Genomic DNA, 25729 nt, shown 5'->3' with positions numbered 1-25729 from the left:
GAACGGTGATCCAAAAGGGAGCGCTCGGATTGGGCCTCCGGCGAGACAGGATCGGGCCCGGTCCCCACGGGGGCCGGGCACTGGGCACAAAGCGCCGCCGGTGGAACCCCCTTGACCAACGCTCAGTCGAACCGGGCGTCGCTTCCGAATGCGCTGCGGATTACGGTCTGGCCCGGACCCGTGGCGCGGTAGGAGCCGGGTTTTCGGATAGCGGCGCCGGCGCGGCGTCGAAGGCCGTCTCGTCGAGCGTCAGAATCGGCAAGGCTCCGAGATCGATCGTCTGAGTGGAGACCGGTTTGGAAACCGGGGCAGCGGGCGCGACTGAGACGACCGGCTGCGGCTCGGGCGCCGTGATAGCCGTCGAAAGTTGCCGGGAGGCCTCGATCGCAGCCGGCGCTTCGCTGTCCGGGGCCGCTGGGTTGATAACAACGGAGCGGACCGGCCGAACCTCGTCTTGAGCAGGTTCTGCCCCTGCCACGAGGGCGGTCTGCTCCGAAACGGCGTCACTGCTGCGGATCTGCGAGGCGATCGCCCAGGTCGTGACGAGGGAGAGACCCAACAGGCCGGCGGCGATGCTCCAGGCGGGCCGTCGGCCGCGCCGATCGAGGAACTTCAGCGGGCCGGGCTGCAGGCGTCCGCGCCGCAGAGCGAAGCGCGGCTGGCGGACCCGCGGCCAAGCGTCCAGCGCGGCCGCACCGTCGGCTGCTCCCATCGGGGTACTCCGGTTTCGTCGAGGATCGGCCGTTCATACACGGGTAGGATCCACGTCGAAAATGAGGCGGACGCCGCAACCTGCGGCGAGGAGGCGCGCTCGGGGTCAGGCCTCGGCTGCCTCGCGATCGATGTACCACGTCAATCGCCCCGCGCTCTCGACGTGACGCGCCGGCAAATCCTCGCCCGCCGCGAGCCGCCGAAGCGCGTCGCGCTTGCCCGCGCCGTTGACGAGAAACAGCACGGATCGCGACGAGGCCAGGGCGGGAAAGGTCAGGGTGATGCGCGGCACGAAAGGCTCCATCCCGGCTTCCGGCACCGGCGCCACCCAGGCCGAGCGCTCGGCCAGAGCCGGCTTGCCCGGAAACAGCGATGCGGTGTGACCGTCGCTGCCGAGACCAAGGAGCACGAGATCGAAGAGCGGACGGTCCGGGTCGAGCCGCTCGCCGCCGTAGAATGCCTGCAAAGTCCGCTCGTAGGCGCGGGCGCCCGCCTCAACGCCTTCGTCCGAGGGGATGAAGTGCAGGTGCGTCGCCGGCACCGGTGCGGCGTGGCCGAAGGCCTCGCGCACCATCCGCACGTTGCTCAGGGGATCATCCCATGTCACGACGCGGTCGTCACCGAAGAACCAGTGGATGCGCGCCCACGGCACCCGCTCGACGAAGCCGGGCGAGGCCAGCAAGGCGTAGAGCCGCTTCGGCGTCGAGCCGCCTGACAGGCAGATCGCGACGCGCTCGCCCGGCGCGCTTTCAGCTATCGCGAGAAGATGCTCGGCGGCCGCACGGGCGGTCGCCTCGGCGTCCGCCGTCAGCTCGGTGTTCGGGGGAAGCGCGATCACGGCGCGGGCCCGCGGCGCGGCGGCTCCTTGTGGCCACCGAATCCCTGGCGCATCGCCGAGAGCAGCTTGTCGGCGTAGCTCTCGTCCTCGCGGGAGCGGAAGCGGCGATACAGCGCGCTGGAGAGGACGGTGGCCGGTACGGCCTCCTCGATCGCCGCGTTGATGGTCCAGCGGCCCTCGCCGGAATCCTCGACATAGCCCGAAAACCCTTCGAGGCGCTCGTCGCCGGCCAGCGCGGCGGCGGTGAGATCGAGGAGCCAAGAGGAGACGACGCTACCCCGCCGCCACACTTCGGCGATGTCCCCGAGATTGAGATCGAAGCGGCGCTCCTCCGGGACGTCGGGAGCGTTGGCGTGGCGCAGGATGTCGAAGCCCTCGGCATAGGCCTGCATGAGGCCGTACTCGATGCCGTTGTGGATCATCTTCACGAAATGGCCGGCGCCGCTCGGGCCGGCATGGATGTAGCCCTGCTCCGCCCGTGGGTCGCGGTCCTCGCGTCCCGGCGTGCGCGGGATTTCGCCGATGCCCGGCGCGAGCGTGCGGAAGATCGGGTCGAGCCGATCGACGGCCTCCTTGTGGCCGCCGATCATCATGCAGTAGCCGCGCTCCAGCCCCCATACGCCGCCGGATGTGCCGACATCGACGTAGTGGATCCCCTTCGCGTCGAGGTCGCGGGCACGTCGCACGTCGTCCTGATAGAACGAGTTGCCACCGTCGATGATGCAGTCGTCGGCGCTCAGGAGGCCGCCGAGCGTCCTCACCGTCTCCTCGGTGATCTGCCCGGCCGGAAGCATCACCCAGGCGGTTCGGGGCGCTTCAAGCTTGGCGACGAGATCTTCGAGGCTCGTGGCGGCGGTCGCACCTTCGGCGGCCAGCGCCTCCACCACCTTCGGATCGCGGTCGTAGACCACGGCCGTGTGGCCGTCGCGCAGAAGACGGCGAACGATGTTACCGCCCATCCGGCCGAGGCCGATCATGCCGAGTTGCATCCGGTCGCACTCCCATCGGGGCCGTCAGGACCCGCCGCGCGATCCGTCCGGTTCACGGATCGGATCGTTCGAGCGGCGGCGACACCCGGCAATGGTAGGGCGTAAAACCCGGAATCAAGGCTTGGGTGGCGTTGCCCCCGAGGCCGGGGGCTGGCCGGGCGCGGCGTCCACCCGTTTCTCCGGGTTCTTGACCTGGCTGTAGGCGACGTTGCCGAACGAGCCGATCGTCGCGGACCAGGGCAGCGGCTCGGCCGTCCGATCGGTGCGGTTGGCCTTGCAGAAGGCCGCAAGCAGTCCGTTGACCACCGCATCGTCGCCGGCTTCGGGGGCGGCCGCCTTCACCTGCGGCGCGACCCGGGAGAGGACGGGAACGAAGTCGTTCGGCTTCAGCCCGTTCAGCGCATCGCCGCCCACGGCCTGCTCGATGCCGGCCTTCAGCTTATCGTTCTCGATGGTCGAGCACGGGGCGTTGCCGGCCATCATGGTCCTGATCTTCCGCCGCGCGTTCGCGACGACGCCGGTCTCCGTGACCACCGGCGCCTTGTTGCCCCAGGAATTGCGGATGTAGTCGGTGACATCCTTGATCTGGTCGTCAGTCATCTCCTGCCCGATGGCCGGCATCGGCGCGTAGCCGCTTTGGGCGGCGAGTCCGCCGACGATCACGTTGATGACCGTCTCCGGGCCTGCGGACTGAACCGAGGTGTTGCCCGCCAGAGCAGGGATCGCGCCCTCGACGCCCTTGCCGTCCGGGCGGTGGCAGGAGGAGCAGTAGGTCAGGTAGGTGTCTGCCCCCGGTGCGCCCGGCTGGTTGAAGGCCTGGAGGTCCCGCTCCTTGTAGGTCTGCTTGGCCGGAACCGTCCGCAGATAGGCGACCATCGCCTTCAGGTCGGCGTCAGTCATCTTGGAGAGCGATTCCTCGATGGTCTGGCGCATCGGGCCCGCGGCCACGCCCGGCCGGTTGCCCGGGGCCGTGCCGGTCTTGAGGTAGGTGACGACTTCCGCATCGCTCCAGGCGCCGATCCCCTGGTGCCCGTCCGGCGTGATGTTGGGCGCGTACCAGCCGTCGATGACACCGCCGCCGAAGCGGCCGGAAAGGCTGGAATTGCCGACGAGCTTTCGCTCGTTGTGGCACATGCCGCAATGGCCGAGACCTTCGACGAGATAGCCGCCGCGGTTCACCTCGGCGCTCGCATTCGGATCCGGCTTGAACCGTTCCGCGGTGAAGAAGGCGGTGCGCCAAGTGATCAGGGCAGTGCGCACGTTGAAGGGGAAGGGGATCTCGTTCTCCTCCCGCATCTCCCTCACCGCCGGCAGCGATTTGAGATAGGCGAAGATCGCCCTCGTATCCTCGTCGGACACCTTGGTGAACCAGCCGAACGGAAAGGCCGGATAGAGGTACTCACCCTCGTCGCCGATGCCGTGACGGAACGCCTTCTCGAAAGTCTCGTAATTCCACTTACCGATGCCGGTCTCGTCGTCCGGCGTGAGATTGGGTGTCATGATCGCGCCGATCGGCGTGTCGAGCCGATAATTGCCGGCCATGAACTTGCCGCCGGTCTTGGTATGGCAGGCCGTGCAGTCGCCGGCCGTTGCCAGATACTCGCCGCGCTTGATGAGATCGGTATCTGCCTCCTGCGCGCGGGCCGTGCCGACCGAGAGGAGTGTGGCCAGAGCGAGCCCACCGGAGCCCAGGACGGTCAGACGTGTCATGAACCCGATCTCCGACGTTGAAGAGCCCCCGGCGAGAATCGTTCTAGGTTATTGGCGGACGCGCACCGAACGTCCGCCACTTTCGGTTGTTCCGGGCCGCATTGTCACAGTTCCGCGCGGAGCCGGATCGCTCCGGCGAAAACGGATCGCCAACTCGGCGAGATGCGCGACGAGGGCCACGGTCAGCCAAGCCGCAAGGGAGGGCCAGGCGGCACCGGTGACCGCCGCACGGAGGGCCAGCATCAGCGCGGCACCGGAGGCGAGATTGCTCAGGAGTGCCGCCGGCGTCGGGCCGCGTCCCCAGCGTGCGCGGGCGCCGAGCAGCACCAGGGCCTCGATGCCGATCAGCACGAGGATGCCGTCGACGATGCGCCCTGAGAAGAAGAGCGGGGCGAGGATCTCGGCCATCGCTCATGTGCTCCTCAAGCGGGGATCGAAGGGCGGGTTGAGGCGGACGATGGTACGGTTCAGACAGGCCGCCACGCTGACCCAGGCGAGATAGGGAAGGTTGAGCAGCGCCGCCGGCAGCGAGACCGCGCCGACGATGGCCATCACGGCCAGGATCGAGAGCCAGAGCACCAACACCTCGGCGAAGGCCCAGTCGGGCCGACGCAGGCGGAAGAAGATCACGCTCCAGGCGATGTTGAGCGCACCGTTGACGGCGAAGACGGAAACGAGCCTCGCGCGCGCCATCGGATCGGGATCGGCGTTCCAGGCGATGACGGCCGAGGCGGTGGTGAGGGCGAAGATGATGGCCCAGACCGGACCGAAGGCCCAGTCCGGCGGTTTCCAGGCGGGAACGCGCAGCCGGCGATACCAAGCGTCCGTCCGGGTCGCGACACCGCCCGCCAGGGCGACGGCAAGGGCAGCGAGGCCGGCGACGATGGGCGGCCCCCACCCGCCGGCGACCATACCGGTCACGGCGAGACCCAGCGGAACAGGTGCGCGAGATCCTTGAAGAAGATTCGCGCATGAGCCGCTGGCTTCGCGCGGACCAGTTCCTTGTTCATGTAGGCGTCCCAGGTGAGCTGCTGGACGTCCCGGTCCTTGCAGATCGCGACGAAGCGCTCGCGCAGGGCGTCACTGCGGTACCAGACCCACTGCATCATCCCGAGGATCCAGAAGACACGCCCGTGCAGCCGCATGAAGCGCTTGCGCGCGCCGGCCAGCGCCCGGGCATCGTCGGTGGCGAGGAACGCCTTCGCCGCCTCGGCCGCGAGGCGGCCGCCGAGCATGGCGTAGTAGATGCCCTCGCCGGATGCCGGTGCGACGACGCCCGCCGCGTCGCCCGCGAGCAGCACGTCGCGTCCGTTGTCCCAGCGCCGCAGCGGCTTGAGCGGGATCGGCGCGCCCTCACGGCGGATCGTCTCGCAGGCGTCGAGGCCGGTGCCCGCACGCAGATCGCGGATCGCGCCGCGTAAGGAGAAGCCTTTGCGGGCGCTGCCGGTGCCGACGCTCACGGTCTCGCCGTGGGGAAAGATCCAGGCGTAGAAATCCGGCGACAGGCGGCCCTGATAGTAGACGTCGCAGCGCGCCCCGTCATGCGCGGCATCGGCCGGGCGCCGGATGATCTCGTGATAGGCGAAGACCTGCCGCATCCGGGCATGCCCGGGTATCTCGGCGCGTCCCACGGCGGAGGTCGCCCCGTCGGCACCGATGACGAGGCGCGCACGGGCGCGATGATCCGCGGCCCCCTTGTCGGAGCGGTAATGCACGGTCGCGAAACCCGGAGCGTCGCGGGAGATGCGCTCGAACAGGCCGTCGCGCAGCTCCGCCCCGGCCAGCGCCGCCCGCTCCCGCAGATAGGGGTCGAAATGCTCGCGATCGACCATGCCGACGAAGCCGTCACCGACCGGCATGTCGACGTGGCGCGCGCTCGGCGCCACCATCCGGGCGCTGCGAATACGAGCGACCAGAAGCGCATCGGGAATCGCGAAGTCGCGGATCAGCCGCGGCGGGATCGCGCCGCCGCACGGCTTGATCCGTCCGGCCTTGTCGAGGAGCAGCACGCGGTGTCCGGACGTGGCGAGATCCGCGGCCGCGGTCGCTCCGGCCGGGCCGCCCCCCACCACCACGACGTCGAAGATCTCGCAAGCGTCGTGGTGGGCCATGGCGCTACCTCGCCTCGTATCCGGGGTTGAGCTGGAAGGAGGCCGTTTCGGTCAGCGGGTTCTGCCGACGGCCGACGGTGACGTGCTGGACGCTCAGACTGATGAGCAGGGCAACGAGGAACAGGACACCTTCGAGCGCGAAGACCGCGGCGTAGGCGTAGACCGGTTCCGTCGCGACGAGGCGGGCGAGATCGACCGCCAGGGTGCCGAGGAAGCCGCCTGCGCCGAAGGCGACGCCTTGGGCCGCGCCCCAGACGCCCATGCGGGTGCCGCGCTCGGCCTCGCCGCCGCGTCCGGCCAGCGCCATCATCGAGCCGATCGCCGCCACGGCGTAGACCCCGTTGCCGAAGCCGAGCCCCGCCACCGCCGCCCGAAGCGGGAAATCCGGTCCGACCGGCCCGCCGCCGGCGATCGCCCCGAGCGCCAGCGCCGAGAGGGCGCAGCCGACCGCCGTCCAGAGCTTGAGGGAGCCCAGAACCGGCCCGCCGACGAACACGGTGACGCCGGCCACGAAGAGCATGCCGGCGAGCACGCCGCCGTGCTGCAGGCCCGCGAGCTTGGTCGTCGCCCCCGGCGTCATCGCGAAAACGAGACCGGCATAGGGTTCGAGGATCAGCTCCTGCGCGCTGTAGGCCAGCATGGAGACGAAGATGAACAGCGTGAAGCGCCGCGCGGCGGGCTCAGCCAGCACCTGGGCCAACACGGCGCGGAACGGCGGCCTGTCCGCAAGCCTCGTGGCGGCGGAGGTCGTCCGTATCGGCTCGATGCCGGCGACCGCGAGCCCGGCCACGGCGAAGGCGATCAACGAAACAGTGCCCGACACGGCGACGAGGCGGGCGCCGGAGAATGGATCGAGGAAGTGCCCCGCGAGCGGCGCAGTGACGGCGAAGCCGGCGATCATCATCACCCAGACGATGGTCGCCGCCGCGCCCCGTCGCCTGGCCTCGACCCCGGTCGCGAGCAGCACGAGGAGCGAGGTGCCCGCCGCGCCCGCGCCCATGCCGACGAGCAGGAACGACAGCACCGCAAGCGCCAGCCCGGCCGCGACGTCCGTCGCGGCGAGAGCGGTCGCCGCCGCGGCGCCGAAACCGCCGAGGCAGAGCGCGGCCATGCCGCCGACGATCCAGGGCGTGCGCCGACCACCGACATCCGAGCCGTAGCCCCAGCGGGGCCGCAGCACCTGCGTGGCGTAGTGCAGGGCGACGAGCCCGCCGGGCACGATGGCCGGCAGGGCGAGTTCCACCACCATGACGCGGTTGATGGTGGAGGTCATGAGAACCACGACCGCTCCGAGGGCGGTCTGGACGAGCCCGAGCCGGACGATCTGGATCCACGAGAAGGATGGCGGGAAGGCAGGGACGGCGCGGGTCATGGCGCCAGCCCTTGCACGAGTGGACGCAGGGCGAAAGCCGAGGCCAGCATGCCGAGGACGTAGAGCGTCGTGCCGGTACCGTTGTACCAGGCGGCGCGGGACCGGGGCGCCTTCAGGAAGTGCAGCATCAGGGCGAGCTGCCCTGCGAGCAGGGCGGCGACCAGCCCGGCATGCCAGGTGCGCTCCCAATGGAAGAGGAGCGCCACCACGACCACCTGCGGCAGGGCCATGACCAGGCAGGCGAAGCGCGCGGCCCGATCGGAGCCGAGCTGCACCGGCAGCGAGCGCAGGCCCATTGCCCGGTCTCCCTCAACAGACTTGAAGTCGTTGAGGGTCATGATGCCGTGGGCGCCGACGGAGTAGAGCAGGGCAACGAGGAGCACGTGCCGGTCCGGCATCGACGCGGCCATCACTGCCGCGCCCGTGAACCAGGGCAATCCCTCGTAACAGAGGGCAACCGCCGAGTTGCCCCACCAGCCGTTGCGCTTGAGCCGGAGCGGCGGCGCGGAATAGATCCAGGCCAGCACGAGGCCGAACAGGGCAGCGCCGAGGATCCAAGGTCCGAGCATCGCGGCGACGACCAGCGACAGGATCGTCCAGCCGGCGGCGAGATAGAGGCCCCACCGTCCGGGAATGCGCCCCGACGGAATCGGGCGGTTCGGCTCGTTGATGGCGTCGACGTGGCGGTCGAACCAATCGTTGGCGGCCTGGCTCGTGGCGCAGACCAGGGGCCCGGCCAGGACCACGCCGGCGGCGATGACGAACCATTGTCCGGACGGCGCCTGACCGGACGAGATCACCCCGCAACCGAAGGCCCACATCGGCGCGAACCATGTGATCGGCTTGAGGAGCTCGACGACGGCGCTCGGTGCGGGCGTTGCCATGCCTGGAAGCTAGCGGCCCGGCACGACAAGTGTCAATCAGACTTTACACTCGCGTGAGACAAAATCGGTTTCGCCGACAAAGAATATAAAATTGCATTATATTTCATGAAAACGAGGCCACATGCTAGGGCATCAACTCAGGGTCGTTCGCATCGAGATCGCCGACGCCGTAACGGCGCATCTTGGCGTAGAGCCCCTGCCGGCTCAGACCCAGCATCTCCGCGGCGGAAGCGCGGTTGTCGCGGGTGATTCGCAGAGCCGCCTCGATGCACAGCTTCTCGATCAGATCGGTCGTCTCGCGCACGAGAGCTTTCATCGAGACGCGTCCCACCAGCTCCGTCATTTGCTCGACCGAGCGGGGGAGGTCGTGCATGCCGCCGCCCGTATGGACCGGGGCCGCTCGCCGCGGCGTGGCACGGACCGTGAAGCCGAAACAGGGCTGCTCGGCGTGAGCAGTGGCGACGGCGGCAATCTCCACCTCCTCGACCGACCCGTATTGGCCGCGCATCGCGGTCGGGAAGTGGCGCACCGAGCCGTGATCGCGCAGCAGTGCGAACAGCGCGAGCGCCTCGGTCTCCTCGCGGCCGAGCCAGTTGTCCAACGTCCGGCCCCGCACCTGCTCCTCGGTGGCATGCTGGGTGAGGTCGAGGAAGGCGGTATTGGCGGTGAGAATCCGGCGCGCGGCGTCCGTGACGACGAAGCCTTCCGGCATCCGCTGGATGATATCGAGCGCGCCGCCGCCGAACTCGACACGTTCGGGCGTGACGGGGGCCAGCGGGGCGAGGCGCACCAGCACCGAGGTCGTACCCTCGCCGCGGAACAGGGAGGCGGAAACGCGGACATCGCCCCGGCCGCCGGTCAGCGGCACGACGAGGTCGGCTGCCTGCCCGGTCACGCGGAGGCCCGCGAACAGGGTCTCGAGCTCCCGCAGGCTTCCCGAATCGAACAGGTCGGCGGCATCCTGCCCGACGACGCGCTTCTGCGAGCGGCCGAGCAGCCGCATCGCTGCCGGATTGATCTCCGTCACGCGCCGCGTGCCCGCATCGACCACCAGCACGGGCTCGCCGGAGAGTTGGAAAAGAAGCTTGTAGCGGGTCTCAGCCGTACGCAGGCGGTCGTAGTCACGCTCCAGCGCCTGCTGGGCCTCGGCCAGCCGCCGCTGCAGCGCGGCGGTCGCCCGAAGGTCCTGTCCGACCACGATGATCGGTCCGTCCTTCTGCGGCCTGAGGGTGGCGTAGCGGATCGGCAGATCGGTGCCGGTGGGGGAGGGATGGTTGACCTGCCGCCAGCGAGTGATGGTGCCGGGTGCCGCGTCGCGCAGCAGCGCGTCGATCTTCGGCCGGCTCTCGACGGTCACCGTGTCGATCCAGGGCCGTCCGAGCCAGGATTCGATTCCCTGCCCCTCGAGATCGGCGCGGCCCGCACTCGTGTCGCGGATGATGCCGCGCTCATCGACCACGAGAGAGAGATCGGACGTCGCCGCAATCAGCAGTCCGGCCGCCTCTCCGTCGAGGAGGCCGGCCGCCTGTTGCAGCGCCGGGGAAGGGCGCCGGGGAGTGGGGCTCGCCAAGCTGCTCAAGGTCAACACTTCGTGATGGCGCGGAAAGCGCCCTTATCAACAGGCTCGCGATCGCATTTCAAGCAAGCTTTCCGCGATGAGCGGTGCAAGGCGCCCATCTTCCGCGGTGCCGTCCGCGCCCACGAGGCGCACATGGGCCGGGTTCCTGACGAAATAGGGCCCTCCGACCAGAACCTTCAGCCGCGGATTGCGCGAGGCGACGCGCAGGCGTCGGATCAGATCCGCGAGGGCCGGGAGGAACACGTCGCAGGAGAGCGTCAGACCGGCGACGTCGAACCATTCCGACCGGACGAGCTCCTCGGGACCGTAATCCGATCGCACGCCCGCGGTGGTCACGTCCCATCCCGCCTCGCGGAAGATGGTCGCCACCAGCGACAGGCAGAACACGTGGGTCTCGCCGGGGCACGGCAGCAGGAGGATACTACGACCCGCCGGATCGGCGCCGTCGTCCTCCAATCTCGCGCACAGATCCCGCGTCGCCGCCTGAAGCCGCCCCAGGGCGAGGGTCACGTCCACGAAGTCACACGCATCGTCTTCCCAGAGCTGCCCGAGGTGACGGGCCACGGGGGCGAGCAACTCGACCAGCACGCCTTCGAGCGTCAGCCCGGCATCGAGCAGGGCCAGAAGATGCGCAGCGAGGTCGGTATCGGTGCGGGCGAGCAACAGCGCGCAGAGGCGCTGGATCTCCTCCTGTTTCGGCTGGGCGCTCGAAACCGGACCGCGCGGATGGGTCCGGAGGCGGTGGGCGAGCATGAGTCGGGGCAGAATCTCCGCCTCGACAACGCTTGCGAGCTGACCGCGCATCAGCGCCCCGCCGGGCTGGTCGTCGAGGGCCGAGTTCTCCAGCGGCTCCCCTAGGGCACCGCAATCCGGTGCGACCGTAGGGAATTCGAACCGCTCGCCGAAATGCCTCCACTCACCCATGGGCGCCTCCCCGAGGATGCGGATCAATGGGGAAAGGCGCATTTTAATGCGCTATGCCCCGCCGAAAGCAACGGACGCGTGTAGCCCAACGATACGCTTCCGCCGACGATTGGCAATCCCCGGCCTCGCTCCGGACGCCGAGAAATGTCATCTTGAGAGAACGTCAACTTGGATTGACAGTTTCTGCCGGCCAGGCCTAGGCTCCACTGCAATCGGGGTTCCGCGAAACGGGACCGGGAAGCGAGCGAGGGCCGACGCCATGCGTCAGCGCCAGGGCCGGCACAGACCGCTCTACACGAGCGCCGAACGCCAACGGCGCGATGCCTCGCCCTGGACACTCGTGCAGGGGGTGCTGGCCCCGCTGCAGTTCGTCGTCTTCCTCGTGAGCCTCGGCCTCGTCCTGCGCACGCTCGCGACGGGGGAGGGGGCGGAGTTCGCCAACGCTTCCGTCGTCGCCAAGACCCTACTTCTTTACGCGATCATGGTGACGGGCTCGATCTGGGAGAAGGTCGTGTTCGGCCGCTACCTGTTCGCGCCGGCCTTCTTCTGGGAGGACGTGTTCAGCATGCTCGTGCTGGCGCTGCACACGGCCTATCTCGCCGCACTGGGCCTCGGTTGGCTCGGCACGCCCGGATTAATGGTCCTCGCTCTGGCCGCCTATGCCGCCTACCTCATCAATGCCGGCCAGTTCCTCCTGAAGCTCCGGGCGGCTCGGCTCGAGGCGCCAGCCCCCCTCGCCCTCGCAGCGGGGGCCACACGGTGAACGCCCACGCGCCCATCGCCGCAACGGAATGCGGCGTCGCCGTCCGCGCCGAGCGTGGGCAGAGAGCGGTGTTCTGCGGCCTGACCGGCATCGTCTGGTTACACCGGAAGATCCAGGACGCGTTCTTCCTCGTCGTCGGCTCGCGCACCTGCGCCCACCTGATCCAATCGGCGGCGGGCGTGATGATCTTCGCCGAACCGCGCTTCGCCACCGCCATCATCGACGAGCGCGATCTGGCCGGTCTCGCCGACATGAACGAGGAGCTCGACCGGGTCGTGACGCGGTTGATCGAGCGGCGACCGGACATCCGGCTGCTGTTCCTCGTCGGATCCTGTCCTTCCGAGGTGATCAAGCTCGACCTGTCGCGGGCGGCCCTGCGGCTGTCGCAGCGGCTGGCTCCCGCCGTGCGCGTGCTCAATTACTCGGGCTCGGGCATCGAGACGACCTTCACTCAGGGCGAGGATGCCTGCCTCGCGGCGCTGGTGCCCGCTCTTCCCGAAACGGCCGCGACGCGGGACCTGCTCGTCGTCGGCGCGCTCGCCGACGTGGTCGAGGACCAGTTCACGCGACTGTTCTCCGATCTCGGCATCGCCGCACGGTTCCTGCCGGCGCGGCGAGCCGATCAGATGCCGGCGGTCGGACGCGGCACGCGCTTCCTCCTCGCCCAGCCCTTCCTCGCTGACACCGCCCGGGCCCTGGAGGAACGCGGCGCCCACCGGATCGCCGCTCCGTTTCCCCTCGGCGCGGAGGGGACGACCGCTTGGCTTCACGCGGCGGCCGAGGCGTTCGGCGTCGATGGGCGGCGCTTTGAGACGGTGACGGCGCCGGGCCTTCGCCGGGCGCGTCAGGCACTGGCGGCCCACGCCGAAAAGCTCGCCGGGAAGCGGGTGTTCTTCTTCCCCGATTCGCAGCTCGAAGTGCCGCTCGCCCGCTTCCTGGCGCGGGAGATGGGCGTGGAGCTGATCGAGATCGGCACGCCCTACCTCCATCGCGCCCACCTCGCCGCGGAGATCGACTGGCTTCCCGGCGGGACGCCGGTGGTGGAGGGCCAGAGCCTCGATGACGGTCTCGACCGCTGCCGGGCAGCGCGGCCGGACCTGACGGTGTGCGGCCTCGGCCTCGCCAACCCGCTGGAGGCGGAGGGGCTGACCACGAAGTGGTCGATCGAGCTGCTGTTCACGCCGATCCAGGGCTACGAGCAGGCGGGCGACCTTGCCGAACTGTTCGCGCGACCGCTCGTCCGGCGCGCCCGGCTGGAGGTGTAGCCGCGATGCAGCTCACCGTCTGGACCTACGAGGGACCGCCGCATATCGGCGCCATGCGGGTCGCCACCGCGATGCAGGGCCTGCACTACGTGCTGCACGCGCCTCAGGGCGACACCTACGCCGACCTTCTGTTCACGATGATCGAGCGGCGCGCCAAGCGTCCGCCCGTGACCTACACGACCTTCCAGGCCCAGGATCTGGGTCGCGACACCGCCGCGATCTTCAAGGAGGCGGTCGCCGCCGCCTACGCGCGCTTCCGTCCGCAGGCGATGATCGTCGGCGCCTCCTGCACGGCGGAACTGATCCAGGACGATCCGGGCGGCCTGGCCAGGGCGCTCGACCTGCCGATCCCCGTCATTCCTCTGGAACTGCCCGCCTATCAGAAGAAGGAGAACTGGGGCGCGTCCGAGACCTTCTACCGCTTGGTGCGCGCGCTCGCTGGCAGCCCGGCCGAGCGCCGCCCGCGCACGGGACGGCGCCCCTGCTGCAACCTCCTCGGGCCCACCGCGCTCGGCTTCCGCAACCGCGATGACCTGATCGAGGTCCGGCGCATTCTCGATGCGCTCGGGATCGCGGTGAATGTCGTCGCGCCGCTCGGTGCCAGTCCCGGCGATCTCGCCCGGCTGGGGGAGGCCGACTTCAACGTCGTGCTCTATCCCGAGGTGGCGCGCTCCGCCGCGCAGTACCTCGAAAAGACGTTCGGGCAGCCCTTCGTCGACACAGTACCGATCGGCGTCGGGGCGACACGGCGTTTCGTGGAGGCCGTTGCGGCGCTCGCCGGCGCCGATCCCGCCCCCGTCCTCGCCGACGCGTCGTCGCGGCTGCCCTGGTACAGCCGCTCCGTCGACTCGACCTATCTCACCGGAAAGCGCGTCTTCGTCTTCGGAGATGCCACCCACGCCCTGGCCATCGCCCGGGTCGCCGCGCACGAACTCGGCTTCAGGCTCGTCGGACTCGGCAGCTACAGCCGCGAGTTCGCCCGAGAAGTCCGGGCGGAGGCCGTTCTACACGGGATCGAGGCGACGATCACCGACGACTACCTCGACGTCGAGGCGGCGATCCAGGCAGCTATGCCGGAACTGGTGCTCGGCACGCAGATGGAGCGCCACGTCGCCAAGCGGCTCGGCATCCCCTGCGCGGTGATATCGGCGCCGATCCATGTCCAAGACTTTCCGGCCCGCCACTCGCCGCAGATGGGCTTCGAGGGCGCGAACGTCCTGTTCGACACCCTCGTGCATCCCCTGATGATGGGGCTGGAGGAGCATCTCCTCGGGATGTTCCGTGAAGATCCCGAATTCCACGATGGCGCCGCCCCGTCCCATCTCGGTCGCACGCCGAGCCGGATCGCGGACGCCGCGGAGCGGGCGCCGATGAATCCTCCCCTCGCGTCGGCGCCCGTTCCATCCCTCCCCATCCCCGACGCCGATGCGATCCGAACCGCGCCGTGGGCGCCCGATGCCGAGAAGGAGCTGAAGAAGATCCCGTTCTTCGTGCGCGGGAAGGCCCGCGCCAACACCGAGCGCTTCGCCCGCGAGCGGCACCTACCGCTCATCACCCTCGAGACCCTCTACGATGCCAAGGCGCATTTCGGCCGATAGGCCCACCATCCGCGTCGCCATCGTCACGCTCGACAATCATTTGGCGAGCGCGGTGGAGCGGGCGCGTCTGCGGCTCGCCGCGCAGATGCCGGGCCTGGTGCTGAGCTTCCACGCCGCCGCCGAATGGGAGACCGACAAGGCCGCGCTCCAGGCCTGCGAGGCGGACATCGCCCGCGCCGACATCGTCGTCTCGGCGATGCTGTTCCTCGACGAGCACGTTCGGGCGATCCTGCCGGCGCTGCTGGCTCGCCGCGATGCCTGCGACGCGATGATCGGCTGCCTCTCGGCCGCCGAGATCGTGCGCACGACGCGGCTCAACCGCTTCGACATGAGCGGCGCCAAGCGCTCGGCGCTCGACTTCCTCAAGCGTCTGCGGGGCAAGCCGGGCGCGGAGGGCAACGCCGCCCGGCAGATGGCGCTGGTGCGCAAGCTTCCGAAGATCCTACGCTTCATCCCCGGCTCGGCGCAGGACGTGCGGGCCTATTTCCTGACCCTGCAATTCTGGCTCGCGGGCTCGGACGAGAACGTAGCGAGCCTCGTGCGCTTCCTCGTGCAGCGTTACGCCGCCGGTCCCCGCTGCGGATGGCGGGAGATCGCAGCCGCGCCGGCCCCACAGCACTATCCCGAGACCGGCCTCTACCATCCGCGCATGTCGGGCCGGGTCGGCGAGAACCTCTCGGCGATGCCGGCCGTGCCGGGGGCGCGCGGGCGCGTTGGCCTGCTGCTGATGCGCTCCTACGTGTTGGCCGGCAACACAGCACATTACGACGGCGTCATCGCCGCGTTCGAGGCGCGCGGCCTTTCGGTGGTGCCGGCCTTCGCCGCCGGGCTCGACAACCGCCCGGCGGTCGACGCCTTCTTCACGGCGGACGGACAGCCGACGATCGACGCGCTGGTCTCACTCACCGGCTTCTCGCTGGTCGGCGGCCCGGCCTACAACGACTCGGCGGCGGCCGAGGCGACCCTGGCACGGCTCGACGTGCCGTATCTCGCCGCCCACGCGCTCGAGTTCCAGACGCTCGAACAGTGGGAGGCGGGCGCGCGCGGCCTCTCGCCGGTCGAGGCGACCATGATGGTCGCGATTCCGGAACTGGACGGCGCGACCGCGCCGATGGTGTTCGGCGGCCGCTCATCGGCTTCCGGCCCCGGCAATGCCCGTGACATGCGCGTGCATCCCGAGCGTGCCGAGCGCCTCGCCGCCCGGGTCGAGCGGCTCGTGCGCCTTCGACACCGTCCGAAGCACGAGCGGCGGCTCGCCGTCGTACTGTTCAACTTTCCCCCGAATGCCGGCGCCACCGGTTCGGCCGCCTTCCTCTCGGTCTATGCCTCGCTGCTGAACACCCTGCGCGGCCTGAAGGCCGACGGCTACGATGTCGAGGTCCCCGCCGACGTCGACGCGCTCCGGGAAACGATTCTCGGCGGCAACGCCGCGCGCTACGGAGCGCCGGCCAACGTCCATGCCCGTGTCCCGGCCGAGGAACATGTCCGCCGCGAGACCTATCTGCCGGAGATCGAGGCGCAATGGGGTCCGGCGCCTGGCCGCCACCAGAGCAACGGCGCCGACATCCTCGTTCTCGGCGCCCGGTTCGGAAACGTCTTCGTCGGAGTGCAGCCCGCCTTCGGCTACGAGGGCGACCCGATGCGGCTGCTGTTCGAGGAAGGCTTCGCGCCGACCCACGCCTTCTGCGCCTTCTATCGCTGGCTGCGCGAGGACTTTTCCGCCGACGCGGTACTGCACTTCGGCACGCACGGCGCGCTCGAGTTCATGCCCGGCAAGCAGTCCGGGCTGTTGGGGGCCTGCTGGCCCGAGCGGCTGATCGGCGACCTTCCGAACATCTATCTCTACGCCGCCAATAATCCGTCGGAGGGCACGCTCGCCAAGCGGCGGTCCGCCGCGACGCTGGTGAGCTACCTCACACCGAGCCTCGCCACGGCGGGGCTCTACCGCGGTCTGAGCGACCTCAAGGTCTCGATCGAGCGCTGGCGCGGCCTGGAACCCGAAGCGTTCTCGGAGCGGACGGCGCTGGCCGCCATCATCCAGGCACAGGGCGCAGCCGTCGATCTCGTGCCGGCCGAACCGGCCTGGGAGGGCGACACGGGCCCGCGCGTCGCCGCGCTCGCCGCCGCGCTGAGCGAGCTCGAACAGACCTTGATCCCGCACGGCCTTCACGTGGTCGGCGAGGGCATGGCCGGCGAGGAGCGCGTCGATCTTCTGCTCGCGCTGGCGGACGCCTCGCACGGATTGAAACCGGCGCGCGCCGGGATCGAGCGGCTGACCGAGGGTGCGGCGCTCAACGAAGCGTTGGCCGAGGCAGGTCTGCCCCTCAGCGAAGCGAACCGAACCGCTTTCGCCGATCTCGCCCGGATCGATCGTGACCTGACCCGCGACAGCGAGATGCCCGCCCTGCTGCGGGCACTCGACGGGCGCTTCATTGCACCCGTGGCGGGCGGCGACCTGTTGCGCAATCCCGCGATCCTGCCGACGGGGCGCAATCTGCACGGCTTCGACCCTTACCGTCTGCCCTCGGCCTTCGCGCTGGCCGATGGAGCGAAGCAAGTGGCGCGGGTGCTGGAGCGCCACATCGCCGAAGGCCGGGCATTGCCGGAAAGCGTTGCTCTCGTCCTGTGGGGCACCGACAACCTGAAGAGCGAGGGCGGCCCGATTGCCCAGGCGCTGGCGCTGATCGGCGCGGCGCCGCGATTCGACGGCTACGGACGGCTTGCCGGAGCCGAACTGATCCCGCTTGAGCGGCTCGGCCGGCCGCGCATCGACGCGGTGGTCACGCTTTCGGGCATCTTCCGCGATCTCCTGCCGCTTCAAACGAGGCTTCTGGCGGAAGCGAGCTTTCTGGCGGCCTCGGCCGACGAGCCGATCGACCGGAACTTCGTGCGCAAGCACGCCCTGGCGATCCAAGCCGAGCAGGCTTGCGACTTCGAGACGGCAGCCCTGCGGGTCTTCTCGAACGCGGAGGGGGCCTACGGCGCCAACGTCAACCATCTCGTCGAGTCCGGCCGCTGGGACGACGAGGGTGAGCTCTGCGAGACGTTCTCCCGCCGCAAGAGCTTCGCCTACGGCCGCACCGGGCGTCCCGAACCGCGGCGCGACCTGATGAAGGCGGTGCTCGCCCGGGTCGATCTCGCCTACCAGAACCTCGATTCGGTCGAACTCGGTGTCACATCCGTCGATCACTACTTCGACGGGCTCGGCGGCATGAGCCGTGCGGTCGCCCGCGCGAAGGGCGCCAGCGTGCCGATCTACATCAGCGACCAGACCCGCGGGGAGGGGCGCGTGCGCTCCCTCGATGAGCAGGTGGCGCTGGAGACCCGCACCCGCATGCTCAACCCGAAATGGTACGAGGGCCTGCTCGGCCACGGCTACGAGGGCGTGCGCCAGATCGAGGCGACGCTGACCAACACGGTCGGCTGGTCGGCCACCGCCGGCGCGGTGCAGCCCTGGATCTACGAGCGCATCACCGAGACCTTCGTGCTCGACGATCAGATGCGCGACCGGATGGCGTCGCTCAACCCGACCGCCTGCGCCAAGGTCGCGAGCCGTCTCATCGAGGCCCATCGCCGCGGCTTCTGGACCCCCGACCCGGCGATGCGCGACGCGCTCGACCGCGCCGAGGAGGAGCTGGAAGACCGGCTGGAGGGCGTCACCCCCGGCATCACCGCAGGAGTCGCGGCATGAACATCGCCATCCGCAATCCGGTCGCCATGCGCCGCGAGGAGGGCAGCCTCCAGGTCGCGCTCGATCCCGCCGACCGGATCGAGACCGCCAAGGTCTTCGCGGTCTACGGCAAGGGCGGCATCGGCAAGTCCACCACCTCCTCGAACCTTTCGGTGGCCTTCTCGAAGCTCGGAAAGCGCGTCCTGCAGATCGGCTGCGACCCGAAGCACGACTCGACCTTCACCCTGACCAAGCGCCTCGCGCCCACCGTCATCGACGCGCTCGAGTCGGTGAACTTCCACTCGGAAGAGTTGCGGCCCGAGGATTTCGTCGTCGAGGGCTATAACGGTGTGAAGTGCGTCGAGGCCGGCGGTCCGCCGGCCGGCACCGGCTGCGGCGGCTACGTCGTCGGGCAGACCGTGAAGCTCCTCAAGGAGCACCACCTGCTCGAAGACACCGACGTGGTGGTGTTCGACGTGCTCGGCGACGTGGTCTGCGGCGGCTTCGCCTCGCCGCTGCAGCACGCCGACCGGGCGCTCATCGTCACCGCCAACGATTTCGACTCGATCTTCGCCATGAATCGGATCGTCGCGGCGATCCACTCCAAGGCCAAGAATTACGGGGTGCGCCTCGGCGGCGTCATCGCCAACCGCTCGGCCAAGACGGACGAGATCGACCGCTTCAACGCCGCGGTGGGCCTGCGCCGACTGGCGCATTTTCCCGATCTCGACGTGGTGCGCCGCTCACGCCTGAAGAAGTCGACGCTGTTCGAGATGGAGCCGTCGCCGGAGCTGAAGGCCGTCACCGACGAGTACATGCGGCTGGCCGAAGCGCTCTGGGCCGGCGCCGACCCGTGCGAGGCGGCGCCGATGAAAGACCGCGACCTGTTCGAATTTCTTGGTTTCGACTGATCGGGCTTCGATTGATGAGCACGCCCTATCTCACCCGCCGCTCGCAGCTCGAGACCTATTTCGACCGCACCGCCGTCGAGGCGTGGTCGCGCCTGACCTCCGACGCGCCGGTCTCGAAGATCCGCGCCACGGTGCGGGCCGGGCGCGACACCATGCGGGCGACCCTGCTCGGCTGGCTGCCGCAGGATCTGACCGGCCGACGCCTGCTGGATGCCGGCTGCGGCACCGGCGCGCTCGCGGTCGACGCGGCCCGCCGGGGGGCGGAGGTTGTCGCCATCGACGTTTCGCCGACGCTGATCGGGCTCGCCCGCGAACGTCTGCCGGCGATGGTAGGGCCGGGCTCGGTGGAGTTCCGGGTCGGCGACATGCTCGACCCCTGGCTCGGCCGCTTCGACCATATCGTCGCGATGGATTCGCTGATCCACTACCAGGCGCCCGACATCGTGCGGGCGCTCGCCGAACTCTCCCTGCGCACCGATGGCAGCCTGCTGTTCACGGTCGCCCCGCGGACAGCGCTGCTGACGCTGATGCATGCCGCCGGCAAGCTGTTCCCGAAGGCCGACCGGGCGCCCGCCATCGTGCCGGTGACGGAGGGCGGGCTTCGGCGCCGCCTCGCGCGGGAGCAGGCCCTAGCGCGCTTCGCCGTCGAGCGGACGCACCGGGTCAATAGCGGGTTCTATCTCTCGAACGCCATCGAGCTGCGCAGGATGCCGCCTGCCCCGGTCGAGAGCGGGGCCACTCGATGAAGTCCGGACCTGCCATCACCCAGGCTCTGCTTCGCCTCGGCCCGGCGGTTCTCCCCTTCGCCGACGCGGCGACGAAGGAGCTGCCGCTCGGGCGGCTGATGCGGCTGTCGCTGTTCCAGGTCACCGTCGGCATGGCTGCAGTGCTGCTCATCGGCACGCTCAACCGCGTCATGATCGTCGAACTGGCGGTGCCGGCTTGGATCGTCGCGGTGATGCTGTCGCTGCCGCTCCTGTTCGCGCCCCTGCGGGCGCTGGTGGGCTTCCGCTCGGACACGCACCGGTCAGTGCTCGGCTGGCGGCGGGTGCCTTACATCTGGTTCGGGACGCTGCTGCAATTCGGCGGGCTGGCGATCATGCCGTTCGCCCTTCTGATCCTCTCGGGCGACACCACCGGTCCGCTCTGGATCGGTCACGTGGCCGCCGCGCTCGCCTTCCTGCTCGTCGGCGCGGGACTTCACACGACGCAGACCGTCGGCCTGGCGCTCGCCACCGATCTTGCCCCGGCCCACGCCCGCCCGAAGGTGGTGGCGCTCCTCTGCGCCATGCTGCTCGCCGGCATGATGGGCAGCGCCGTTCTGTTCGGGCTGGCACTCGCCAATTTCTCGGCGATCCGCCTGATCCAGGTGATTCAGGGTGCGGCGCTGATCACCGTCGTGCTCAACGGCGTCGCGTTGTGGAAGCAGGAGCCGCGCAATCCCGGCCGCACGGACCGGACCAAGCCGCGGCCGCGTTTCTCGCAATCCTGGCGCGCCTATGCCGGCGAGGGCACTGCGCGGCGGCGGCTGGCGGCTATCGCCCTCGGCACCGCGGCCTTCTCGATGCAGGACATCCTGCTCGAACCCTATGGCGGCCAGATTCTCGGCCTCACCGTGGCGCAGACCACGGCGCTCACCGCGATGCTCGCGGCGGGCGGCGGGCTCGGCCTGATCGCGGCGGCGCGCTGGCTCAACCGCGGCGGCGACCCCTACCGGGTCGCGGCCACCGGCACGGTGATCGGCATCGCCGCCTTCTCGGCGGTGATCTTCGCCGCGCCGCTCGCCTCCGCCCGACTATTCGCGGCGGGCGTCACGCTCATCGGCATCGGCGGAGGCCTGTTCGCCCACGGAACGCTCACCGCCTCCATGTCCAAGGCCGGGCCGGAGGATACGGGCCTCGCCCTCGGCGCCTGGGGCGCGGCCCAGGCCACCGCCGCCGGTTCGGCGATCGCTGCCAGTGGCATCCTGCGCGATCTCGGCGGGGCGATCGCCCAATCGGGCGCGCTCGGCGAAGGCATGAACGAGCCGGCGATCGGCTACCTCATCGTTTACCACGTCGAGATCGCGCTGCTGTTCGCGACCCTGGTCGCGATCGGCCCGCTCGTGCGCGCGGCCGAACCCGCAGCCGACTGCCCGGACGAGGGGCAGGTCGGCCGGTTCGATCCCCTCGTCAACCGACTTACCTGATCGGGAGGCCTGCCATGCCCAGAGGCGAGATCACCGGTTACATCGATGTCGCACAGATCACGCTCTACGCGTTCTGGATCTTCTTCGCGGGCCTCGTCTTCTATCTTCGCCGCGAGGACCGTCGCGAGGGCTATCCGCTGGAGAACGAGGCCGCCGGCCGTCTCAAGAGTCCGGATCCGATCCTGATCCCGACGCCGAAGGCGTTCCATCTGTCGAGCGGCCACACGATGTACGCGCCGCAGACCAACATCGCCTACGACACCGACGTGCCGAGCACCCGCCGCGAGGTCTTTCCCGGCGCCCCCTATTTCCGGACCGACACCTCGCTTCAGGCCGGCGTCGGTCCGGGCTCGTGGGTGCCGCGCCACGACGAGCACGACCGGACCTGGGATGCGCAGTACCGCATCGTTCCGTTGCGGGTCGCCGATGCCTTCGTCGTCCACGAGGACGGGCCGAACCCGATCGGGATGCCGGTCTTCGGCGCCGACCGGCAGGTCGCCGGCACCGTCGTCGATCTCTGGGTCGATCGCGGCGAATCCTTCGTGCGCTACTACGAGGTCGAACTCGGTGCGGGCGGCCGCCGGGTGCTGATGCCGGCGACCTTCTGCACCACCGGCCGCTTCTCGCGCACCGTGAAGACCGAGGCGCTGCTGGCGGCGCAGTTCGCCGACATCCCCGGAACCAAGGATCCCGACTCCGTCACCCTTCGGGAGGAGGAGCGGATCATGGCCTATTTCGGCGCCGGCACGCTCTACGCCTCGCCGGCCCGCCAAGAACCGATTCTCTGAGGCCGATCCTATGAGCGAGTCGGATTTCCTGCCCGAAGGGACTCTGCGGGGGCTGCCCGGTCCGCTGCCTGCGGGCGAGCGCATCCTATGGCGCGGCGCCCCGACCTTGCACGGCGTGCTGCTGCGCGCCTTTCACGCCCGGCTCATCATGCTCTGGTTCGCCGGCGCCGCCACGGTGCTCGCCATCGGTGCTGCCGCCAGCGGCGGGCCGGCGCGGGCACTCGCCGTCGCGGGTCCGACCCTGCTGATCGGTCTCGGCGCTCTGGGGCTGCTGACCTTCCTCGCTTGGCTCGTCCAGCGCACGACGGTCTACACCCTGACCGACCGGCGGGTGGTGATGCATGTCGGCATCGCCCTGCCGATCACCCTCAACCTGCCGCTCACCCGGATCGAGTCGGCGGATCTGCGCCTGTTCGCCGATGGCAGCGGCGACCTTCCCCTGCGGCTGCCGCCGGGCGAGCGTGTCGCTTACCTGCACCTGTGGCCCCATGCCCGCCCCTGGCGGGTGAGCCGACCGGAACCGATGCTGCGCTCCGTGCCGGAGGCCCGGAGCGTGGCGGCCCTGCTCGCGCCGGCGCTGGCGGCCCATGCCGACGGCCCCACCCGCATCGAGGAGCCGGCCGCCATCGGCGCGCGCGGGGGTGCCGCACCGGGCCGTCTCTCGACGGCCGCGGCGCGATAGCCGGGAATTGGACCGATGCCCGTGGAACTGAACTTCCGCCGACCGCCGCAGAAGCCGCCGTCCCAGCGGCCGGCTCTTCTGGCCGTGGCCTCTCTGCTGGCGGTGTCCCTGCTCGCGGTCGCCCTCGGCCGCGGCCAGGAGAAGGAGCCGGAGGAGCAGCCGTCCCGGCCGGTCCAGACTCTGGCCTTCCACGCCGAGGATCTGCCGGACGGCGGCATCGATCTGCGCGCGGCCGGGGACGGACGCTTGGTCGCCCGGATCGAGCCGGGTCAGGACGGCTTCATCCGCGGGACGCTGCGCGGCCTCGCCCAGGCGCGGCAGCGCGAGGGCCTGGGCCGCGAGCCGCCCTTCACCCTCACGCGATTCGACAACGGCACGTTGTCGTTGGAGGATGGAGCGACCGGGCGCCACGTGGCGCTGCTGGCCTTCGGCCCGTCGAACGCGAAGGCCTTCGCTCGCCTGCTGCCCGGCACGGAGCTGCGCTGATGGGAGGAGCGGCTGACATGGCCTGGATCGGCAAGACGGTCGTCGAGGTGCCCTGCACCGTCGAGATCGAGCAGACACCCGAGAGCCTGCACGCGCACGTGACGCTCGATGCCGGGTTCGAGATCGAACCCGGCGACGAGGTTCAGGTCCACGACGCCCCGACCGAAGTGCCCTACGGCGAGCGCCTGACCGTGCGCCGCACGGCCACCGTGACCCGCGCCGGCTGGCTGGAGCGGGCCTGGACCAAGCTGATCGCCCATCTCGAGCTGACCGAACTCTACGAGGTGAGCTTTTCCGAACGGAGGAAGCTGTGAACGCCACCGTCCAGCCCCAGCACCCGTCCTCGGCCGGAGCTCCGCCGCCGCGCCATCCGGTCAACGACTCGACCAAGAGCGCGCAGCAGACGACCTTCCTGAGCCCGCGCTTCTACACCACCGATTTCGCCGAACTCGACCGCACCGACGTCGAGCCGGTGCGCCGCGAGTGGGACATCCTGATCGACGAGTTGCGCTCGGACCCGAACAAGCGCCACTTCGTGCGCAACGAGGAGTTCGACTGCGACCTCGCGGGCATGGACCCGGAGCTTCGCAAGGAGTTCCTCGACTTCCTCGTCTCCTCGATCACCGCCGAATTCTCGGGCTGCGTGCTCTATGCGGAGATGCGCAAGCGCGCCAAGAACAAGGACATCAAGGAGTTGTTCGGCTTCATGAGCCGCGACGAGGCGCGTCATGCCGGTTTCATCAACGACACGCTGAAGGATTTCGGCGTCGGCGTCGATCTCGGCTTCCTGACGAAGACCAAGAAGTACACCTTCTTCAAGCCGAAGTTCATCTTCTACGCGACCTATCTTTCGGAGAAGATCGGCTACGCTCGCTACATCACCATCTACCGCGAGCTGGAGCGGCATCCCGAGCGGCGCATCCACCCGATCTTCAAGTGGTTCGAGAAGTGGTGCAACGACGAGTTCCGGCACGGGGAGGCCTTCGCGCTGCTGATGCGCGCCAACCCGCGGCTGACGGAAGGGGTGAACCGCTACTGGATCCGCTTCTTCCTGCTCGCCGTGTTCGCGACGATGTATGTCCGCGACCATTGCCGTCCCGCCTTCCACAAGGCGCTCGGGGTCGATCCGACCGATTACGACTTCAAGGTCTTCCGGATCACCTCCGAGATCTCGAAACAGACCTTCCCGATCACCCTCGACCTCGACGACCCGCGCTTCAAGGCGGGTCTCGATCGGCTGCTGGTCTGCGCCGAGAAGATCGCCGCCGCCAAGGCGGAGGGCGGCCTTTCGGGCAAGCTCAAACACGGCGCCCAGGCTCTGACCGCGGCGGCGATCTTCGCACGGCTTTACTGTCTGCCGGTCAAGCAGAACGCGATGCCGGCCGACATCCGCCTCCGGCCGGTCTGGTAGCATGGGAGCCTATGCCGCCCCGGCGCTCTACGCCGTCCTGCTGTGGTGGTCGGCCACCGGTCTGGTGCTGGTTCTCCAGCACCTGCCGCGGCGGACGCATCCCCGCAGCATGGTCGCGGCGAGCGCCGTGCTGGCCGGGGCGCTCTGGGCGATCGGCGCTGTCGCGGACGACGACACCGAGACGGGAGCCTATATCGGCTTCACCGCCGCGGTGGTCGTCTGGGGCTGGCAGGAGATGAGCTACTACATGGGCTTCGTCTCCGGCCCGAAGCCTATGGCCTGCGCGCCGAACCTGCGCGGGCTCGACCGCTTCTTCGCGGCACTCGCCACCAGCCTCTGGCACGACTTCGCGATCCTGCTCGGCGGGCTCGCCATTCTCTGCCTGACCTGGGGGGAGGGGAACAGGGTGGCTTTGTGGACCTACGCCCTGCTCGCGCTGATGAACGCCTCGGCCCGGCTCAACCTGTTCCTCGGTGTGCGCAACCTCCACGCCGAGTTCCTGCCCTCGCATCTCGGCTATCTCGCCTGCTACCTGAGCCGGCGGCCGATGAACCCGCTGTTTCCGGTCTCGGTGACGCTGGGCACGGCGGCGACGGTGCTGCTCGCCCGCGGCGCCCTCTCGGCGGAGGCCGCTCCGCAGGCGGTCACGGGCCTGAGCCTTCTCGCGGCGCTCGCGGCCCTGGCCACCCTCGAACACTGGTTCCTGATGCTGCCTCTGCCCTCGGCGGCGCTGTGGAACTGGAGCCTGCCGGGCCGCACGGCCCCGGCGTCCGCGGAGGTGCAGGACACGGCCGCGGTGCCACGCGAATGAGGTGAGGCGGACGCGAGATCCACCCGCCGCCGGGATTT

The 25729-nt window shown here is 69.6% G+C and carries 24 protein-coding genes; 13 read left to right on the top strand and 11 right to left on the bottom strand.

Annotated features, from left to right (window positions below; translation table 11 throughout):
* Window positions 1-160: 160 nt before the first annotated feature.
* From HNR01_RS19305 to HNR01_RS19255, 11 genes are all read right to left on the bottom strand, one after another.
* Window positions 161-712 carry a hypothetical protein gene (locus HNR01_RS19305; protein ID WP_183669187.1) on the bottom strand — a complete coding sequence of 184 codons (552 nt, stop codon included), beginning with the start codon at window positions 710-712 and terminating at the stop codon, window positions 161-163.
* 105 nt (window positions 713-817) lie between these two features.
* Window positions 818-1549 carry a 6-phosphogluconolactonase gene (gene pgl / locus HNR01_RS19300; RefSeq protein WP_183669185.1) on the bottom strand — a complete coding sequence of 244 codons (732 nt, stop codon included), beginning with the start codon at window positions 1547-1549 and terminating at the stop codon, window positions 818-820.
* Window positions 1546-2538 carry a phosphogluconate dehydrogenase (NAD(+)-dependent, decarboxylating) gene (gnd, locus tag HNR01_RS19295; protein ID WP_183669183.1) on the bottom strand — a complete coding sequence of 331 codons (993 nt, stop codon included), beginning with the start codon at window positions 2536-2538 and terminating at the stop codon, window positions 1546-1548. The genes pgl and gnd overlap by 4 nt, the downstream gene beginning before the upstream one ends.
* Before the next feature lie 114 nt (window positions 2539-2652).
* Window positions 2653-4248, bottom strand: a complete 1596-nt coding sequence (locus HNR01_RS19290; protein ID WP_183669181.1) for a c-type cytochrome — start codon at window positions 4246-4248, stop codon at window positions 2653-2655.
* Window positions 4249-4296: 48 nt separating this feature from the next.
* Entirely contained in the window at window positions 4297-4656 is a 360-nt protein-coding gene (locus HNR01_RS19285; protein WP_183669179.1) for a hypothetical protein, read from the bottom strand.
* A gap of 3 nt (window positions 4657-4659) precedes the next feature.
* Window positions 4660-5169, bottom strand: coding sequence for a TspO/MBR family protein (locus HNR01_RS19280; protein ID WP_183669177.1), 510 nt, complete (start codon window positions 5167-5169; stop codon window positions 4660-4662).
* Complete coding sequence (locus HNR01_RS19275; protein WP_183669175.1) at window positions 5166-6359, bottom strand: geranylgeranyl diphosphate reductase; 1194 nt, start codon at window positions 6357-6359, stop codon at window positions 5166-5168. The genes HNR01_RS19280 and HNR01_RS19275 overlap by 4 nt, the downstream gene beginning before the upstream one ends.
* Window positions 6360-6363: 4 nt before the next feature.
* Entirely contained in the window at window positions 6364-7731 is a 1368-nt protein-coding gene (locus tag HNR01_RS19270; RefSeq protein WP_183669174.1) for a BCD family MFS transporter, read from the bottom strand.
* Window positions 7728-8615: a chlorophyll synthase ChlG gene (gene chlG / locus HNR01_RS19265; RefSeq protein ID WP_183669172.1), complete on the bottom strand. Its 888-nt coding sequence runs from the start codon at window positions 8613-8615 to the stop codon at window positions 7728-7730. Before chlG ends, HNR01_RS19270 begins: the two co-directional genes overlap by 4 nt.
* A gap of 124 nt (window positions 8616-8739) precedes the next feature.
* Window positions 8740-10203, bottom strand: coding sequence for a transcriptional regulator PpsR (gene ppsR / locus HNR01_RS19260; protein ID WP_043376533.1), 1464 nt, complete (start codon window positions 10201-10203; stop codon window positions 8740-8742).
* Between the two features lie 27 nt (window positions 10204-10230).
* Window positions 10231-11118, bottom strand: a complete 888-nt coding sequence (locus tag HNR01_RS19255; RefSeq protein ID WP_183669170.1) for a cobalamin B12-binding domain-containing protein — start codon at window positions 11116-11118, stop codon at window positions 10231-10233.
* A 259-nt stretch (window positions 11119-11377) separates the two neighbouring features.
* Between HNR01_RS19255 and bchF the strand changes: the two genes are divergently transcribed.
* The 13 genes from bchF to puhE are packed head-to-tail and all read left to right on the top strand — an operon-like array spanning window position 11378 to window position 25691.
* Entirely contained in the window at window positions 11378-11881 is a 504-nt protein-coding gene (bchF, locus tag HNR01_RS19250) for a 2-vinyl bacteriochlorophyllide hydratase (RefSeq protein ID WP_183669168.1), read from the top strand.
* Complete coding sequence (locus tag HNR01_RS19245; protein WP_183669166.1) at window positions 11878-13146, top strand: ferredoxin:protochlorophyllide reductase (ATP-dependent) subunit N; 1269 nt, start codon at window positions 11878-11880, stop codon at window positions 13144-13146. Before bchF ends, HNR01_RS19245 begins: the two co-directional genes overlap by 4 nt.
* A gap of 5 nt (window positions 13147-13151) precedes the next feature.
* Complete coding sequence (gene bchB / locus HNR01_RS19240) at window positions 13152-14744, top strand: ferredoxin:protochlorophyllide reductase (ATP-dependent) subunit B (protein WP_183669164.1); 1593 nt, start codon at window positions 13152-13154, stop codon at window positions 14742-14744.
* The gene (locus HNR01_RS19235; protein ID WP_183669162.1) at window positions 14719-18435 is read left to right on the top strand and encodes a magnesium chelatase subunit H; all 3717 of its coding nucleotides are present in this window, start codon (window positions 14719-14721) and stop codon (window positions 18433-18435) included. The genes bchB and HNR01_RS19235 overlap by 26 nt, the downstream gene beginning before the upstream one ends.
* The gene (bchL, locus tag HNR01_RS19230) at window positions 18432-19325 is read left to right on the top strand and encodes a ferredoxin:protochlorophyllide reductase (ATP-dependent) iron-sulfur ATP-binding protein (protein WP_183669161.1); all 894 of its coding nucleotides are present in this window, start codon (window positions 18432-18434) and stop codon (window positions 19323-19325) included. Before HNR01_RS19235 ends, bchL begins: the two co-directional genes overlap by 4 nt.
* Before the next feature lie 14 nt (window positions 19326-19339).
* On the top strand, window positions 19340-20071 hold the full coding sequence (gene bchM, locus HNR01_RS19225) for a magnesium protoporphyrin IX methyltransferase (protein WP_183669159.1): 732 nt from the start codon (window positions 19340-19342) through the stop codon (window positions 20069-20071).
* A complete protein-coding gene (locus tag HNR01_RS19220; protein WP_183669157.1) occupies window positions 20068-21513 on the top strand; it encodes a BCD family MFS transporter in 1446 nt (481 codons plus the stop codon). Before bchM ends, HNR01_RS19220 begins: the two co-directional genes overlap by 4 nt.
* A gap of 14 nt (window positions 21514-21527) precedes the next feature.
* The gene (puhA, locus tag HNR01_RS19215) at window positions 21528-22301 is read left to right on the top strand and encodes a photosynthetic reaction center subunit H (RefSeq protein WP_017483272.1); all 774 of its coding nucleotides are present in this window, start codon (window positions 21528-21530) and stop codon (window positions 22299-22301) included.
* Window positions 22302-22311: 10 nt separating this feature from the next.
* Window positions 22312-22983: a photosynthetic complex putative assembly protein PuhB gene (gene puhB / locus HNR01_RS19210; protein WP_183669155.1), complete on the top strand. Its 672-nt coding sequence runs from the start codon at window positions 22312-22314 to the stop codon at window positions 22981-22983.
* Window positions 22984-22998: 15 nt separating this feature from the next.
* Complete coding sequence (gene puhC / locus HNR01_RS19205; protein ID WP_096487582.1) at window positions 22999-23469, top strand: photosynthetic complex assembly protein PuhC; 471 nt, start codon at window positions 22999-23001, stop codon at window positions 23467-23469.
* A 17-nt stretch (window positions 23470-23486) separates the two neighbouring features.
* On the top strand, window positions 23487-23783 hold the full coding sequence (locus HNR01_RS19200) for an O2-dependent cyclase accessory protein (RefSeq protein ID WP_183669229.1): 297 nt from the start codon (window positions 23487-23489) through the stop codon (window positions 23781-23783).
* A complete protein-coding gene (acsF, locus tag HNR01_RS19195; protein ID WP_183669152.1) occupies window positions 23780-24880 on the top strand; it encodes a magnesium-protoporphyrin IX monomethyl ester (oxidative) cyclase in 1101 nt (366 codons plus the stop codon). The genes HNR01_RS19200 and acsF overlap by 4 nt, the downstream gene beginning before the upstream one ends.
* Window position 24881: 1 nt before the next feature.
* On the top strand, window positions 24882-25691 hold the full coding sequence (gene puhE / locus HNR01_RS19190; protein WP_096487580.1) for a putative photosynthetic complex assembly protein PuhE: 810 nt from the start codon (window positions 24882-24884) through the stop codon (window positions 25689-25691).
* Window positions 25692-25729: the final 38 nt, after the last annotated feature.

Source organism: Methylorubrum rhodesianum (assembly GCF_014199985.1).
GTDB classification, from domain to species: Bacteria; Pseudomonadota; Alphaproteobacteria; order Rhizobiales; family Beijerinckiaceae; genus Methylobacterium; species Methylobacterium rhodesianum.
This window is presented reverse-complemented; position numbering and strand designations above follow the sequence as displayed.